The organism is Caballeronia sp. NK8 (assembly GCF_018408855.1).
Taxonomy (GTDB): Bacteria; Pseudomonadota; Gammaproteobacteria; order Burkholderiales; family Burkholderiaceae; genus Caballeronia.
In genome coordinates, this window is sequence record NZ_AP024325.1 from 225282 (window position 1) to 241516 (window position 16235).

Annotated in this window: 12 protein-coding genes; 5 read left to right on the top strand and 7 right to left on the bottom strand. The window is 61.6% G+C overall.

Annotated elements, in window-relative coordinates; genetic code table 11:
- Positions 1 to 3 precede the first annotated feature (3 nt).
- Entirely contained in the window at positions 4 to 273 is a 270-nt protein-coding gene (locus NK8_RS26625; RefSeq protein ID WP_162070108.1) for a hypothetical protein, read from the bottom strand.
- A gap of 446 nt (positions 274 to 719) precedes the next feature.
- Here NK8_RS26625 and NK8_RS26630 point away from each other — a divergent pair, with 446 nt between their 5' ends.
- The 3 genes from NK8_RS26630 (at position 720) to rpoD (ending at position 3531) form a co-directional block, all read left to right on the top strand.
- Complete coding sequence (locus tag NK8_RS26630; RefSeq protein ID WP_162070107.1) at positions 720 to 998, top strand: hypothetical protein; 279 nt, start codon at positions 720 to 722, stop codon at positions 996 to 998.
- 47 nt (positions 999 to 1045) lie between these two features.
- The gene (locus tag NK8_RS42920) at positions 1046 to 1261 is read left to right on the top strand and encodes a hypothetical protein (RefSeq protein ID WP_225936478.1); all 216 of its coding nucleotides are present in this window, start codon (positions 1046 to 1048) and stop codon (positions 1259 to 1261) included.
- Positions 1262 to 1740: 479 nt separating this feature from the next.
- Positions 1741 to 3531, top strand: coding sequence for an RNA polymerase sigma factor RpoD (gene rpoD, locus NK8_RS26640; protein WP_225936512.1), 1791 nt, complete (start codon positions 1741 to 1743; stop codon positions 3529 to 3531).
- A gap of 9 nt (positions 3532 to 3540) precedes the next feature.
- Here rpoD and NK8_RS26645 read toward each other — a convergent pair whose 3' ends face one another.
- The 6 genes from NK8_RS26645 to NK8_RS26670 all read right to left on the bottom strand — a co-directional run bounded on the left by NK8_RS26645 (position 3541) and on the right by NK8_RS26670 (position 14955).
- Positions 3541 to 4275, bottom strand: coding sequence for a serine protease (locus NK8_RS26645; protein ID WP_162070104.1), 735 nt, complete (start codon positions 4273 to 4275; stop codon positions 3541 to 3543).
- A 147-nt stretch (positions 4276 to 4422) separates the two neighbouring features.
- Complete coding sequence (locus NK8_RS26650) at positions 4423 to 4641, bottom strand: hypothetical protein (RefSeq protein WP_213232700.1); 219 nt, start codon at positions 4639 to 4641, stop codon at positions 4423 to 4425.
- Between the two features lie 164 nt (positions 4642 to 4805).
- On the bottom strand, positions 4806 to 5009 hold the full coding sequence (locus NK8_RS26655) for a cold-shock protein (RefSeq protein ID WP_061177343.1): 204 nt from the start codon (positions 5007 to 5009) through the stop codon (positions 4806 to 4808).
- Between the two features lie 217 nt (positions 5010 to 5226).
- Complete coding sequence (locus tag NK8_RS26660; protein ID WP_213232701.1) at positions 5227 to 12402, bottom strand: non-ribosomal peptide synthetase; 7176 nt, start codon at positions 12400 to 12402, stop codon at positions 5227 to 5229.
- A gap of 85 nt (positions 12403 to 12487) precedes the next feature.
- Positions 12488 to 14179: a cyclic peptide export ABC transporter gene (locus tag NK8_RS26665; RefSeq protein WP_162070101.1), complete on the bottom strand. Its 1692-nt coding sequence runs from the start codon at positions 14177 to 14179 to the stop codon at positions 12488 to 12490.
- Entirely contained in the window at positions 14167 to 14955 is a 789-nt protein-coding gene (locus NK8_RS26670) for an alpha/beta fold hydrolase (protein ID WP_301549903.1), read from the bottom strand. The genes NK8_RS26665 and NK8_RS26670 overlap by 13 nt, the downstream gene beginning before the upstream one ends.
- 264 nt (positions 14956 to 15219) lie before the next feature.
- On the opposite strand from NK8_RS26670, the gene NK8_RS26675 reads away from it, so the two are divergent.
- Together NK8_RS26675 and NK8_RS26680 are read left to right on the top strand one after the other, a co-directional pair.
- Positions 15220 to 15423 (top strand): hypothetical protein, encoded by a 204-nt coding sequence (locus tag NK8_RS26675; protein ID WP_061177443.1) that lies wholly within the window; start codon positions 15220 to 15222, stop codon positions 15421 to 15423.
- Entirely contained in the window at positions 15389 to 16138 is a 750-nt protein-coding gene (locus NK8_RS26680) for a GAF domain-containing protein (RefSeq protein ID WP_225936479.1), read from the top strand. Before NK8_RS26675 ends, NK8_RS26680 begins: the two co-directional genes overlap by 35 nt.
- Positions 16139 to 16235: the final 97 nt, after the last annotated feature.

Consider the following 16235-nt stretch of genomic DNA (forward strand, 5'->3'; position numbering starts at 1 on the left):
CGTTTAAGCGCTGTTCGCCGCGTGCCTGCCGATCTGCCGCGTCATGTACTCGTTCGAATCGACATGTTCCGGCGTCAGCGAAAGGCCGCACGCGGCGCACGCGGGCGTGTTCTCAGCGAAGAGCCGATCGGCTCCGTCGTAGTGACCGGCGTGCGACAGGTCGTGTAGCGTGGCCTGATACCAGTGAGACTGTCCATCATCGTAGATGCTCTCGACAATCGAGCCGCGATGACCGCAGGGGCAGTTCACGTAGGTGATGAAGCGGACTTTCATGCATACCTCGGGATCGTTGGCATGGTGTTGAGGGGTGCGATGACAGCGGCACTTGTCGTCCTTGTCGTGAACACGCGAAGGATGCGCGAATTCTCGCGGAAGTCTTGCGCATGAATGGCGCGCAATACGTGTACCCACGCTATTCGAAGCGTCCGCGCGCATTCCGCACGCGGCGAATCAGGGAGGAATAGACATCGTCTACCCAGCCGGGCCGGGCTGCAAGGCAAAATTTCGCTATACAAAACCTGCAAACCGCGTACGATGGGCCTATCAAGCGAGCGGCGTACACTTCGCGCACTCGCTGGCGCTTGAGCGCCTGCCCTGAACGGGATCAGTCTCAGATCGGAGACCGTGCAACGCGGTCGTGAGTCAGCTTTGCCGATACTGCTCCACGCACCCTTACTTAATTGCCTTATTGCCGCGTGAATGCGGCGCGGGATCATCTGATGACAGCCGAAATCCGTCTTTATCGTGGCCTGGAAATTTATCCGCTCGTTTTTGCGCATCGGCCCGCGGGGTCCGGACATGGTGCCAATCCGGACGAGGGATACGACGCCGCCGTGCGTATCCAGGAACCGCCAGTGCCGATGGGCGTACCGCGAAGCCGCGTCTTCAAAGTCAGCGAGGAGCCGTTTCAGAGTGCCGGCGACGCCCGTCGCGCATCGACTGCCTATGCCGAGCAGATGATCGATACGTGTCCGCAGGCGAGGTCGTTCCTCGATTAGCGATACGCGTCATCTTCGCAATCCGCGATCATGAGAGAGACAACGATATGCAACCCAGCACCACCAGCTTTCGCATCGATCCAACACCGCGCCGGGCCGACGGCGAGTATATGGCGCATGCGCGCATCAGCACCAACGGTGTGGATGGCAGCGAAACGGATGTTTTCATCAGCGGCGATCTTGCCGGCTTCGACCGGCGTGACGAAGCTGTCGCGTTCGCGAGGAACTGGGCGCAGGAATGGCTCCATGTTCGTTTCGGTTGAATCGGCTTCTTTTTCCGTCGATTGAAACGCGTGCTGGCCAGGGTCTGTTCACCTATAAAACGGCCATGCGTTGCCCCGTAAAAGGGCCGATCGCAAGGAATGCGACGAAGCTAATACCGGGCGTATTCGCGAGGAGCATGACGCCGCGAGCGGCCCTTTTACGGGGCAACCCCTAGCTCTAAATTCAAGTCAGGGGAACGCCCGAAATCGGCCGCATTGCGGCGTCGCGCGTCGCTTGTTTGGGGCGGCCAAACGGCGCGACGCGCTCCTTGCACTGCAGCCGATTTCGGGCGTTCGCATGGCCGTTTTATAGGTGAACAGACCCTGAGTCTCACATTGGCAATGCAGCTTGCTGCGGAGAGAGAATGGCCGGTTCCCACGTAAAAGAAGCAACTGAAGATTCGCGCTCACAGGCGCCGAAGGCCCGCGCCGCAACGGCGAAGAAGGGCAAGCTGGTCATCGCGGCCGCACCCGTCGATATGTTGCGGACGGAACAGCAACACGCAGTGCGCGCCTTGATCCATCTGGGCAAGGATCAGGGCTTTGTCACGCACGCACAGATCAACGATCATCTGCCGGGCGATCTCGCGCAACCCGCCGTGCTCGACGACATCTCGCGCACCTTCCGCGAGATGGGCGTAGCGGTCTACGAACACGTGCCCAACCCCGAGACGCTGCTGCTCGATGACACGGTCCCGATCGTCACGCTCGACGACCAGTCGGACGAGGATGCCGAAAGCGCGCTGTCCACCGTCGATGCCGAACTTGGCCGCACGACCGATCCGGTGCGTATGTACATGCGCGAGATGGGCGCGAAGCAATTGCTGACGCGTACGGCCGAGCTTCAGATTGCCAGGCGTATCGAAGAAAGTCTCAATGAGATGATTCAGGCCATCGCGGCCTGCCCGCCGATCATCTCGATGATCCTCGCAAGCGCGCGCCAGGTTGCGGCCGGCGAACTCGGCATCGATGAACTGATCGATGGTATCGATGACGACAGCATGCCGGCAGCGCTGGAGGTCGCGCAATCCACGCGCGACGATGACGAAAGCGACGCCGATTCAGAGGACGAAGCGAACCGCTTGCGGCTGACGCAACTCAGGGACGGCGCACTCGTCCTGTTTGCCCGCGTGGGCGAGTGCGTCGATCGATCGCGCAAAGACCCGAAGGCTCACGACGCCATTCGCAGCGAACTTGCGCGCGTGCGCTTCACGGCACGCACCGTCGATCGCCTTTGCAGCGACATGCAGCAGCGCCTCGCGAATGTGCGTCAGATCGAGCGGCGGATCGGCAGCATCGCTATCGACCGTTGCGGGATGCCGCGCGAGCATTTCATTGCATCGTTTCCGGGCCACGAGACCAATCTCGACTGGACCACGAAAGCCGCCGCGAAATCGCACGAATATGGCGCATCGCTGGAACGCAGCCTGCCCGATATCCAGGCCGAGCAGCACAGTCTGATCGATCTCGAACGGCTCGCAGCGATGCCGATTCAACAGTTGAAGCAAGTCAGCCGGCAATTGCTCGCAGCTGAATCGCGCATGCGGCGTGCGAAGAACGACATGATCGAGGCGAATCTGCGCCTGGTGATTTCGATCGCCAAGAAATACGTGAACCGCGGCGTGCACTTTCTGGATCTGGTTCAGGAAGGCAATATCGGCTTGATGAAGGCCGTCGACAAATTCGAGTACAGGCGCGGCTGGAAGTTCTCTACGTATGCGACGTGGTGGGTCCGTCAGGCGGTGACGCGCGCGGTCGCGGATCAGGCGCGCACCATCCGCGTGCCGGTGCATATGGTCGAGACGATCAACAAGCTCAACCGCATTTCGAGCGAGATTCTGCAGCAGACCGGCAAGCCTGCGCCGTCGGCGGCTTTGGCCGAGCGCATGGAGTTGCCCGAGGCGCGCATCAGCAGCATTCAGAAGATGGCGATGCATCTGATCTCGCTGGACGCGCCGGCCAACGACGAAGCCGAAACGACGCTCGGCGACATGATCGAGGATTCGAACGAGGCTTCGCCGCTCCAGGCCGCCGAGCACGCGGACATGCGTATCGCCATAAACGATGCGTTGAGCGTGCTGTTGCCACGCGAGGCGAAGGTGCTGCGAATGCGCTTCGGAATCGATATGCCCAGCGAATTTACGCTTGGCGAGCTGGGCACGCAACTGGGCGTATCGCGCGAACGCGTACGGCAGATCGAAAGCCAGGCTATCCGCAAGCTGATGCATCCCAGCCGCGCGGACAAGCTGCGTTCGTTTCTCGATCGTTAGCTTGCCGAATCAGTTTTCGGTGAGGCGCATCAGCACATCGGCGTACCAGGCGCTGTTGAGGCCGAGCGTTTCGTCGACGTGCAGATCGCGCTGGGTCATGTCGATGGTCGATGAATGGATGCCCAGGAGGCGCCAGGGAAGCGCGCACGACGCGCCGTTGGCATCGGTCGACAGGTGGCTTATCACGACGGGCGCGCCGCTCGTGCCCCGGTGTGTGCGGGCATCTGTGATGAAGCAGCCTTTGCCCTGAAAGCGCAGCCCGAAAGCGGACGCGATGACGCCCTGCCTCACCACCGGCAGATGATGCAGCGAGTCGTGAAATCCCAGCGGAAAACCGACGATCAGCACGGAAGCGCCGATCGGCATCGAGTCGCTCGATGTAGGCAGATGTTCAGGACGAAACGCGGCAAATACCGCCGTGCGCGGCAACTGATCCCGTGGAACTTCGAGCACGGCGACGTCGATCTCGCCGCCCGCATCCGATGCCTGCCGCCACAGGCTCATGCCTGTGGCATAGAGCGGCAGCGACACCCACGCCGAAGCGCCCAGATTGCCGCGATCCACGTGCAGTTCGATCTCGACGTGATCTGGAAAATGCTGGCTTGGCGCGTCCACCAGCACATGACGGCTCGTGACGAGAAAGAGACGCTCCTCACGCGCGAAGAAGAAACCGCTCGCGTTGGTCAGATGGCGCGTTTGTGCAAATGTGCGAACTCGCACGGCGGTCAGCAAGAGTGCTTCCACCGTGGGCTTGCGCGCTGTGTCAGGCTCGTTGAGCAAATAGGAAATGGCGGTGGTTCCTGCAAGGAAGACACGCCAGAACGGACATCCGGGCGGAGTGATTCATGGTACGCGCTTCAGCGCGTGTGCAAAATGAATCTTTCGCTTCGTCTATCCGCGTGTGTCGATCCAGTCCTTCGCCCAGCGGCGCGCGTAGGAGATCGCCTCGCCTTCCTTCGAGAAATAACCGAGGGAATAAAAGGTGTACTGCGATTCAGGAAAATGCTCGTTCGAACGGTCGACGGACACATTGGCCGAAAAGGTTCGATCGGGTAGACGGTGTGCGGATGCTTGTACCGCATAGCCGCGGTAGCTCTGAATGGATGTCATTTGAATTTTATATTTTTGAGCGTCGACACTTACGTTCGAACGCGGAAATGGAGGAGTGCGTGCGTAGATACCGACCGTTGTCGGGACTCGCTGCGATGAAGCGGGGGTGCGGGGAAAGGACCTGAAGGGACGGGATCCGGACGCCGGATCCCGGAATACTACGCTTACAGCGGCTTGATGTTCGACGCTTGCATGCCCTTGGGGCCGCGCTTCGTTTCGAAGCTTACCTTCTGACCTTCGACGAGGGTCTTGAAACCATCGGCGCGAATTTCGGAGAAGTGGGCGAACAGATCATCGCCGCCGTTATCGGGCGTAATGAAGCCGAAGCCCTTGGTGTCGTTGAACCACTTGACGGTGCCGTTATCCATGTGAAACCTTGAAAAATATGATGTGCCTGTTGAGCGGGAGAAGAATCAAGGAGGGAGTGGACAACGAATTCCGGCAACGGACGGACGATTGATGAGCAGCAGTCGACTTCTTGAACTTCGCCTTAGAGTATATCAAGTCCAACCGATTTGATCAAGTATTGGGTAAGACTCGATCGAGGCGCGCGAAATTCGAAACGCGCGCCCCGGATTTTGCACGTTACCCGGTCGTCAACGTCCCGTGCGGTTCGTTCGCGCGCGTCGGCGCGCCGTCATCCAGATGTCTGCAGACGATATCGACCACCTGCCCGGGACGAGTGCCGATGAAATAGTGCTGCCCCTCCGGAATGACGGCCAGCGCCGCCCGATCCGACAACGCGGACCACGCGCGAAAGCGCAGCGCATGTCCGCGCGTCAGGGGATCGTCGCGGCTGACGATGCAGAGTATCGGCGCGGCGATCTTCTCGTCTGCCCGGCGCCGCTCGTATTCGAACGTCAGTTGCGCGTTTCTGCGGAAGTTGCCCATCATGAAGGCGATGACATCCGGCTCCATCTCTTCGGCCGTGCCGCCCCAGCGTTTTATCAGCGCCTGCAGTTTGCTGTCGCTGGTGAAGCTCCAGGGCGCGGGCATCGGCAGCCTGCGCAGAATCCAGGGAAGCGGAAACGCCGCCGCAACCGTGAGCAGCGCGACTTTCCGCCCGCGCCGTTCGAGCTGGCGAACCAGTTCGAACGCCAGAAAACTGCCGACGCAATGGCCGTACACTGCGATCTCGCCTGTGTCCGTGGCGACGAGTTCGTCGGCGCAGGCTTGCGCCATCTTCTCCACCGATACGTAATCTTGCGGATCACTGCCAAGCTCATTGCCCGGCAGCGCGATCGCGCGCACGGCGAGCGTCGGATCGCGCGAGCAGAGCGCGTCGGCGAAAGGCCGGAACACGGTGGCCGATGCACCCGCATACGGTGCACACACGACCGTCAGCCGTGTGGGTGCGGTACCGCGCGCGATCAGCGGGACCAGTGCGCTGGTCTCGTCCGCCGCGTGGGTATCGCGAGCAAGCAGGGCGGCGACGCCCGCGACCGTCGGCTGGCGATAGAAATCGAGCTGAGCGATCTTTTTATCGAACACACTGGCAAGACGCGCCAGCGACGTGATCACTTTCAGCGAATGGCCCCCGAGCGCGAAGAAGTCATCGTGACGGCCAACTCGTTCGACACCCAGAAGCTCCTGCCAGATCCGTGCGATCGTGATTTCCGCCTCTCCTTGCGGCGCTTCGTAGTTCTTCGTCACCACGGATGACTGATCCGGCGCCGGCAACGCACGCCGGTCCAGTTTGCCATTCTGCGTCAGCGGCAACGCATCCAGTTTCACGAAGGCGCTCGGCACCATGTAGTCGGCCAGTACCATCGAGAGCTGTTCACGCAGATCTGCCGCCGATGGCGCCGTTCCGTCATGAGCCACCACATATCCGACCAATTGTTTGTCATCCGAATTATCCTGTCGAACGACTACGACAGCATCGCGCACCCCTTTGCATCCAAGCAGCTTCGCTTCGATCTCGCCCAGCTCGATCCGGAAGCCCCGGATTTTCACCTGGTCATCGTTACGGCCCAGATACTCGAGCGTGCCATCGGCCAGCCAGCGACCGAGATCGCCGGACTTGTACATGCGCGCTTGCGCGTCGCTGCTGAATGGATCGTGCACGAATCGCTGCGCGGTCAGTTCCGCACGGTTCAGGTAGCCGCGCGCGACGCCCGCACCACCGACATGAATCTCGCCGGTCACGCCCTCGGGCACCGGTTGGCCCTGAGCGTCCAGCACATAGACGCGCAGATCGGGAATCCGCCCGCCTATCGGACTGCGGCCCGTGCGCTGCGCATCCTCGGCGCTCAGCGCGCGATAGGTCACGTGGACCGTGGTTTCCGTGATCCCATACATGTTCACCAGTTGCGTAGCCGCGTTCTGCTCGCGTGCATACCACGGCTGCAGGATCGCTGGCTCCAGAGCTTCGCCACCGAAGACGATCTGGCGCAAACGATGAGTCAGATGGCTTTCACCCTGAGCCGCGATCAGTTGCCGGAACGCGCTCGGCGTCTGGTTCAGGATCGTCACCCCTTCGTCGCACAGCAGGCGATAGAAGTCCTGCGGCGAGCGGCTCACCAGCTTCGGCACCACCACCAGCCGGCCGCCATACAGCAGCGCGCCCCAGATTTCCCACACCGAAAAATCGAACGCGAAGGAGTGGAACAGCGTCCAGACATCCTTCGCGCCGAATTCGAACCAGTGGGCCGTGGCGGCGAACAGCCGCACCACGTTGCGATGCTCGATCATCACACCCTTGGGCTGGCCCGTCGAGCCGGACGTGTAGATCACATAGGCAAGGCGGTGCGAGTTCAGATTCGCCACCACCGGGTTGTGCGCCGGTTGTGCGTCGAAGGCCCGGGCGTTCAGTTCGATGACCGGCGCGGAAGGTTCGCCCAGCACGTCGCGCACGCTTGCCTGCGCGAGCACCGCCACCGGCGCGCAATCGTCCAGCATGTAGGCGAGCCGCTCGACAGGGTACGCCGGGTCAAGCGGTACATAGCCCGCGCCGGCCTTCAGAATCCCCAGCACGCCGATCATCATCTCGAGGCCGCGTTCCGCGCAGATCGCGACGCGGTCGTCGGGCTGGACGCCCTCGGCGATCAGGTGATGCGCCAGTTGATTGGCGCGGGCGTTCAGCTCGCCGTAAGTCAGGCTCTGTGCTTCGTACACCACGGCGACGGCGTCGGGCGACTTCGAGACCTGCGCTTCGAACATCGCCGTCAGCGTGGTTTCGGGCACGTCCATCGTGGTTTCGTTGCGCTTCACCAGCAAGCGTTCGCGCTCGGCGAGCGGCAGCATCTCGAGACCGCGTACGGGCAGCGACGGGCTTTGCGCGAGCGCCACGGCCAACGCGTCGAGCGTGCAGTTCATGTAGCCGGCCACGCGTGATGCATCGACACGCGTATCGGCCTGCACGACCAGTTCGAAATCGTCACTGAAGTCGTTCACCGACAACAACAGCGGATAGTTGGTGCGCTCATCGCCGCGCAGCACTGTCACGCCGCTCAAGTCGTTCGCTGCGGCGGACGCGCGGCCATGCCGGTAATTGAGCAGCGCGCTGAAGAGCGGCGACGGCGCGGCCACGCCGCTGCAACGCTGCGCCAGCGCCAGCGAAGCGTGTTCATGGTGCAGCAGCGTGGACAATGCCGCGTGCGTGTGCCGCACGGCATCGCCGACGCTGACATCGTGCAGGTCGATTCGAATCGGCAGCGTGTTGATGAACATGCCGAGCACGCGGTCCGCGCCTTCGCCACCCTGCATGCGGCCGAGCAGCACCGTGCCGAACACCACGTCCTCACGGCCCGATACCCGCCCCAGCACATGCGCCCACGCAAGATGAAACAGGCTCGCGACACTCACGCCCAGCTTGCGCGCTTCCTCGCGCAACTGCCGGTTCAGTCCCGCCGCGAGCATCGTCCTGAACTCCGCGATGCCCGAGCCGCCGGATTGAACGTCGCTCAGGCCATACGGCAGCGTCGGTTCGTCCACGTCGCCGAGCACTTCGCGGAAGTAAGCCTCGTGTTCGTCGCGGCTGATGCCCAGTCGCGCCTGCGCGACGAAGTTGCGGTACGGAAGCGGAGTGGGGAGGCGCTCCGTCTCGCCACGCAGGATCGACTCGATCTCCTGCAGCATCAGTTCGAGCGCCGTGTAGTCCATCACCATGTGATGGCCCAGGAGTTGCAGCAGCCAGCGGCCGTTGGCCTCATCGCGAGTCACATAAAGGCGCATCATGGGCGCCTGCCGCACGTCCAGCCGATGATGCCGCGAATCGAAGCGCTGCGCCAATTGCGCTTCGATCTCGCCATCCTGCGGCGACAGCGTGACTTCTTCGACGATCACCCGCGCTTCGCGCCACACCACCTGAACCGGTTCGGGCAGATCTTCCCACAGCATCGCGGTGCGCAGGATGTCGTGCCGCGCGATCACCGTTTGCAGCGCTTCCACGAAGCGCGCGAGTTCCACGCGCTCGGGCAGGGCCAGCATCATGCTTTGCAGATATGGATCGCTGTCGGCTTCCGCGATATGGTGGAACAGCATCCCCTCGTGCAGCGGCGCAAGAGGATAGATATCCTGAACATTACTAGCGCCGCCTTCGACGCGCGCCACGACCGCCTCGATCTGCCGCTCGTTGAGCTTCACGAGGGTGAGCATTTCCGGCGAGATCGCTTCGCAGCCGGCGGGAATGCCGTTCGGCGGCACCGCGACCGCGTGGCGCACGTCATGTGCCGCCGCCGCGAGCGCGGCGACGCTCGGCTGACTGAACAGCACGCGCACATCGGCCTGCACGCCCGCCTGACGCATTCTTTCGATCAGCGTCACCGCCAGCAGCGAATGGCCGCCCAGTTCGAAAAAGTTGTCGTGCCGGCCCACGCGCTCGCGCCCCAGCACTTCGGCCCAGATCGCGGCGATGAGCGTTTCCGAGTCGCCCACCGGCGCTTCGTAATCACGGCGCGTGAACGCTTCGTCGTCCGGCGCGGGCAACGCACGCCGGTCCAGTTTGCCGTTGGGCGTGAGCGGCAGCGCCTCCAGCATCACGTAAGCTGCGGGCACCATGTACTCCGGCAACGTCTGCATCAGATGCGCGCGCAACTGCTGGTTCTGCGGCGCTTCGTGCCCGGCAGCAGGCGTGTAATAGGCCACCAGATGCTTGCTTGCGCCACCCGTCTCGCGCGCCAGAACGACCGCCTCGCGGATGCCTTCATGCGCCGCCAGCCGCGCCTCGATCTCGCCGAGTTCAATGCGATAGCCCCGTATCTTGACCTGATGGTCGTTGCGGCCCAGAAACTCGATGTTGCCGTCGGGGAGCCAGCGGGCGAGGTCGCCGGTGCGATACATGCGCGCGCCGGGCGCGTCGCTGAAGGGATCATGGAGGAAGCGTTCGGCGCTGAGATCCGGTCGATTCAGATAACCACGCGCGACACCGCCACCGCCGATGAACATCTCGCCGACCGCGCCGGGCGGCATCAACTGGCCGTGTGCATCGAGCAGGTAGATCCGCGTGTTGGGAAGCGGCCGGCCGATGGGCACGGTTTTGCCGTCGAATCCCTCTGGCCTGCGCCACGCTGTTGCGCACACCGTGGTCTCCGTCGGGCCATAGGCGTTAAAGATTTTGATTTCGGATTGCACCGCTCGCATCAGCGGGACACCCGGCGATTCGCCACCCAGCACGAGAACCTGAAGCCTCGGCAGCAGGGCCAGCGAATTCTGTCCCTGCAGCAGCGCGGGTGGCAATTGCGCATGCGTGATGGCGTGCCGTCGCATGTACTCGATCAACGAAGTGGCCGCGAGGCAGTCGTCACGAACCGGCAGATAGAGCGCAGCGCCCGCAGCCAGGGTCATGAATACATCGGCAACGCTGACATCGAAGCCGGGCGAAACGAACTGCACGATGCGACTCTCCGGACGGACACCGTAAAGCTCGATCTGCGCTTCAGCGAGATTGACGATGTTGCGATGCTCGACCATGACGCCCTTCGGCGTGCCCGTCGACCCGGATGTGTAGATCACGTACGCGAGATCGCGGGAACCGAGGCCGGGAACCTGCGGAGCGTGACCGGGCAGGGTGTCGTCGAAGGCGTCGGGGCCGAGTGTCGGCACATCGCCGGTATGACCGAGCGCCTCGCGTCCGGCGGCATCGGCGATAAGCAGTACGGGCGCCGCGTCGCGGAGCATGTAGGCCAGCCGCTCGCCCGGATAGGCCGGATCGAGCGGCACATAGGCCGCGCCTGCCTTGAGAATCGCCAGCAGCGCGATCACGAACTCAGGGCTGCGCTTCACGCACAGCGCCACGCGTGCTTCGGGTCCGACGCCCCGCGCGATCAACTGATGCGCAAGCCGATTGGCCCGCACATCGAGTTCCGCATAGGTAAGAGACTGATTTTCGGAGACGAGCGCGATCGCATCGGGAGTACGCGCGACTTGCCGCTCGACCAGATGATGGACGCACTTCGATTCGGATAACGAAGCGTTTGTGTCAGTCCATGCATCGAGTTGCGCGCGCTCGCCGGGCAACAGCAGCGGGAGCGTATGCAAGGGAGCGCCGGGCTGCGCGATGGCATGCTCCAGAAACTGCGTGAACCGCCGCAAATGCGTTTGCACTGCTTCGGTGGTATAGAGCGCGGCGCTTGCATCGAACACGAGCCTCAGTCCTGCATCCTCTCCTTCATCGTGTACGTGCAGCGTCAGGTCATCGGGGGTGACCGAAAAGGTGCGAGTCGAAGCAACCTCACAATCCGTGAAGGCGATTGCATTGTTGAAGCCGGGCATGATATTCACGATCGGCCCGAACAATCGCTGACCGATATCGAGGCGCTCCAGATCGCGCCGGATATCCTTGATCCGATAGCGTTGATGACGCAATACGCGCAGGCTTTGAGCCGAAACGCGCTTCACGAGGTCGATCATGCTCGACGTCGGATCGACGGGCACGCGCAGCGGCAGGACATTGGACATCATGGCCGGCACGTTCTTGGCCGTACGTCCGACGCGGGCAGTGACGGGCATCCCCAGCACCACTTCATCGGGTTGGCCACTGACGCGCGCAAGATAGGCCGCCATCGCAGCGGTGATGAACTGTGACCAAGAGGTGCCGTTTTGCTGAGCCGTCTGGCGCAAGGATGCGGCCGTTTCCCGCGCAATCCTGATCCTGGCCTTGACTGTCGAAACGTCAGGCGATGCGTTCTGCACGTCCCCGGCGAGGATCGGGGGCTCGGCGCAATCCGCCAGATATTCGCCCCAGAAATGCTGGTCCTTCTGAAAAGCGCTCGATCCGCGGTAAGCCTCGTCATCGGCGAGCAGATCGGTCAGAGAGCTCCAACTGGCCGCAGCGGGCTGTGAGCCGCTCTTCAAGGCCGAATAGATCTGCGCAAGCCGCTCGATGAAAAGAAGAAACGAGTAGCCGTCGAACACGAGGTGATGAAAGCACAGAAACAGAAAGTAGCGGCCCGGCGCAGTCCGCAGCAGTGCGATGTTGAACAACGGCCACGCGTTCAGATCGATCGCGGTGGAACGTTTGGCCTGTACGTGGTCCTCGACTGCCTGAAGCGGATCGGCAGCGCCGCTGACGTCGAGCACTGGCAGCCTGAAGTCGACGCGCTCCAGTACCTGATGCGGCAAGCCGTCCGTGCCGCGCAGCCTGACCTGTACTGCATCCGCCTCCGCGATGGTCTGCCGCAAAGCCGAATCCAATACGTCGATATCGAGCGGTCCGACGATTTCGGTCAGATGCGCCAGGTTGTATCGGGGATCCTGCAAGTCGACCTGTTGTCGAAAGAAGATGCCCAACTGTGCGGGAGTAAGAGGAAAGCTGAGCATGGTTTCACTCGACAAAAAAGTATTAACCAGACGCGCCGCATTGCCGTTCTTCTCATGAGGCACGGACTTCGATGACACTGCCGCATCACTCGGCCACCGTCGAGCCATTGCGTCTTGCGTACAGGCCTGCTTTCAGCGCTTCGGCGGATACGTCGACAAGACGTCCCTGCGCGACCTGTACCAGCCGGTCGGCACACTCGAAATAGGCATCGTCATGGGAGATCACGATGACCGTCTTGCCCCGGCGCTTGAGATCGGGAATCAGCTCCGTGTAGAACACACGCCGGAACACGGGGTCCTGATCGGCCGCCCATTCATCGAAAAGATAGATCGGACGATCTTCCAGATACGACGCAATGAGCGCCATGCGCTTGCGTTGTCCGGACGACAGACTCGTCGTGCTGAACCGGTTGCCTCTGAGGCTTACCTTGTGATCGAGCTCGAGTGTGCGCAGATAATGCGTCGCCTGTTTCGCGATCTGCGCCTGATCGTGACAGAGGATCTCGTCGAACAGATGAAAGTCAGCGAACACGGCGGAGAATCGCTGACGATATTGCGTCAGGTTATGTTTATCGACCTCGATGCCGTTCAGCTCGACATGTCCTTGCTCGGGTTCGTAAAGCCCGAGCAGAAGCATCGCGAGCGTGGTCTTGCCGCTGCCGTTTCCGCCGATCAGATAGATCACTTCGCCCTGTTTGACCGACAGGTCGATTGGCCCGAGCGTGAACGGACGGTCTTCGGTCAGTCCCGGATAGCGGTGCGACACACCGGCGAATCTAAGGAGCGGAGCGCCTTCGACCGTGTCGGCAAAGGGATCGTCTTTTGTCACGTGGGCGTCGTCGTTCGTCGCTTGTGTCAGTTCCGCATCGAGCACGCGGATTCGCGTCAATGCGATGGACGCCTGACGCAGTATCGGCAGGGTGGTCATCACTTCGCTGACAGGCTGAATCAGAAAGAGCAGCAAAAGCGTGAGCGTCACGAGCACGCCAGGCGATTGCGGGAACCAGTGCGGCATGACGAGCAGGATCAGGCCGATGGCCACGTAAAACAACATGCCGCCCGCATTGGCGACGAGCGAGTAGATGAGCATCGCTCGCGTGAAGGAGCGCCGGAAGTTATGCGCCGTAGGATGCACGACGTGATCCGTGAAATACGCGGCTCGCGAGGTGTTGAGCTGCAATTCACGCGTGCCTTCCAGCAGCGAGCGGAAATGCCGGAAGATGACGTCGAGCTGATCGCGAACCGCCTGCATCTCGCGCAGCGGCCAGCGCTCCACGCAGTGATAAATGACGGCCGCGGTGATCAGAAAAAGAAAGAAGCACGCGAATGCCTGCCACGAGAGCCACGCCATATATCCGAGGCACACCGCGATCAGGACCAGATGCCCGAACGTCACCGGAAGCATCTGCGCTGCCTGTGCGAAGGTGCCTACGTCCGTCGTGAGAATGGCGAGCAGGCGCGGCTTGCCGAGCGCTTCCAGCTTCTTGTAGGGCGTTTGCAGGATCTTCCGGCATAACTCGATGCGCAAGCTGCATATCACCTGCTGCCCGAAGTCCATGATGAGTATCTGCGAACTCGTCCTGAAGAGCAGTTGTGCTGCGCAGACGCCGAAGAAGGCGATCGCCAGTCCGCGCGTCGGGATGTGCCCTCCGGCGACGCCGCTGATCAGCCGTGCGATTTCCGCGCTGCAAATGGCACCGGCGAATCCGGCGACGATGCCAATCGCGATACGCGGCAAGGACTGACGTCGAATCTCGGCGGGAATCAACGCGAACATGGCAGGCCTCCATGCGCGACGGGCGACAGGGAAGCAAGGAAGGTTTGAATCGTCTGGTTGAATTCGTCTGGATTGTCGGTCATCACGGAGTGACCGGCGCCTGAAATGGTGGCGAGGCGTCCCTGGGGCAACGCCTGATGCGCCATGCGCCATGCCACCTGAGGCTTGAGAATGGCGGAGCCGATGCCTCTCACGACAAGGCTCGGGCATCGCACGGATTTGAGCATGTCCCACAGATGCGCTTCGCGTGAACCTTCATTCAACAGCGAGTCATCGGCGACGGCGCGGTCGAGCTTCGGCTCGAAAGCGCCCGTTTGGGTGCGGCGCAACGCGTGCGACGCCAGATGATGCAATGCACGACCGTTCGCGAGCGGACGGCGTTCCTGCAGCCACTGCGCATATTCGGTGATCGAATTGAATTGCGCGGGCGTTTCGCGAATTTCGGCAACGACTCTTTGCGAACCGGCGGCATCCGAATCCGGTCCAAAGTCGACGAGGACGAGTCCGGAGGTAAACTGTTCGAGCATCCCGGTCAAATGCAACGCAACGCTGCCGCCGAGCGAGTGACCGATCAATACCGGCTTTCGTATGTTCAATGCCAGCAGAACTTCAAGCACGTCGCCCGCGAGGGTTCTGGCATCGTAGGCCCGCTCCGGATCCCAGCTCGAATCGCCATGGCCGCGAAGATCGATGGATATGAAACGGCGATCGGCGGATGCGGCTTCCGTCAAGGTGCGCCAGACGCCGCTGCACTCGCCGCGACCGTGAAGCAGCACGCACGGTGTTCCGGCACTCCCTGAATCCTCGATGGAAATTTCGAAACGGCCGTTACGGATTCTGACGCTGCGTCGTTGCACGAAAGAGGGTCGTTTCATCATGTCACCTGTCGGGAATCGAACGGAGACAGCTTGGCGGTCGAGAGTTACAGGCAAATTAGGGATCTCGACGCAACCGTATCCGGTCAGGCTAACCGGATGCTAATTTTCGACGCATAACCTACGGTCACATTTACGATGGAGGCGACGAAAATGTGCACGATCATGGAAAGTACAAGAAACGAAGCGCGCGAAGAAGTACTGCGCACCATTTCGGACGAAGTGCTTGGAATCGATTCCTTCGAGCCGGCGGGCATTCCGTCTGCTGGCTTTCGAACCGTGAGCGTGCGCGAACTCAGACGCGCGCTCGATGCCGCTTACGAGGCAGGACTTTTTGTCGGGCGCGCAGCAGGTTACAGCCCTTTCTGACTGGACCCGATGTCGTCGCCGTGACGACGCATGTTCAAATTTTCCGCTGGATATCCACATGAAAAATTCAGAACCTGTATTCGAAGAACAATATCCGGAGCCTGAGGTCGCGGGCACACCGGATTCCCTCAGTTCACCAGAGGAACTCGCGACGATGGTCGCCGACGCGCTGGGCGCCAAGCGATGTGTCGTTTCGATGACGCACGATGAGCGGATCGCCGCAGTGTGCTCCGGTCATTATGCGTCGTTCGGCGAGGTGCATTTGAGCGCGACGACGGCGATCGTCGAATACTCGGACGCGCGCGACAAGATGTTTTCGGTGCTCGAGTTGGGCGGGAAAGCGATTGGCGTCGTGCAGGTTTCGGGTCCGCGAGACAAGCGGCAATTCAGCGAGCATGACCTGAAGCTGCTGCGCATTTTTGCTGCGTTCATTGCGAAAGCGGTCGAGGCTGACCGATTGCAGAAGCTCGTCGCTTCGCCCTTTGCGCGAATGACACTGAAGCGCGCTTCGGATCAGACGATCGGTGACATCGTCGCTCAGTCGGTCCAGAATCCGGGCCAGCTTTCGAAGATGCTCGCGCGATCCTTCTATCGCGAGATGACGCGCGCAGGTTTCGATTTCAATCAGATCATCGGCGCGGCCACTGAAATCATTTCCGAACTCGCCAGTAACGTGCGCAAGCATAGCGATCGAAAGACGCGGCGAGGAAGTTAGCGATTCGCATCGGGTAGCGGGCGGCGGCGCGTTGTGCGCCGCCGTTTTGTTTTCCGTCATTCTGTTCTCCTTTCTCCCGAAGCTGCGCTTGCCATCG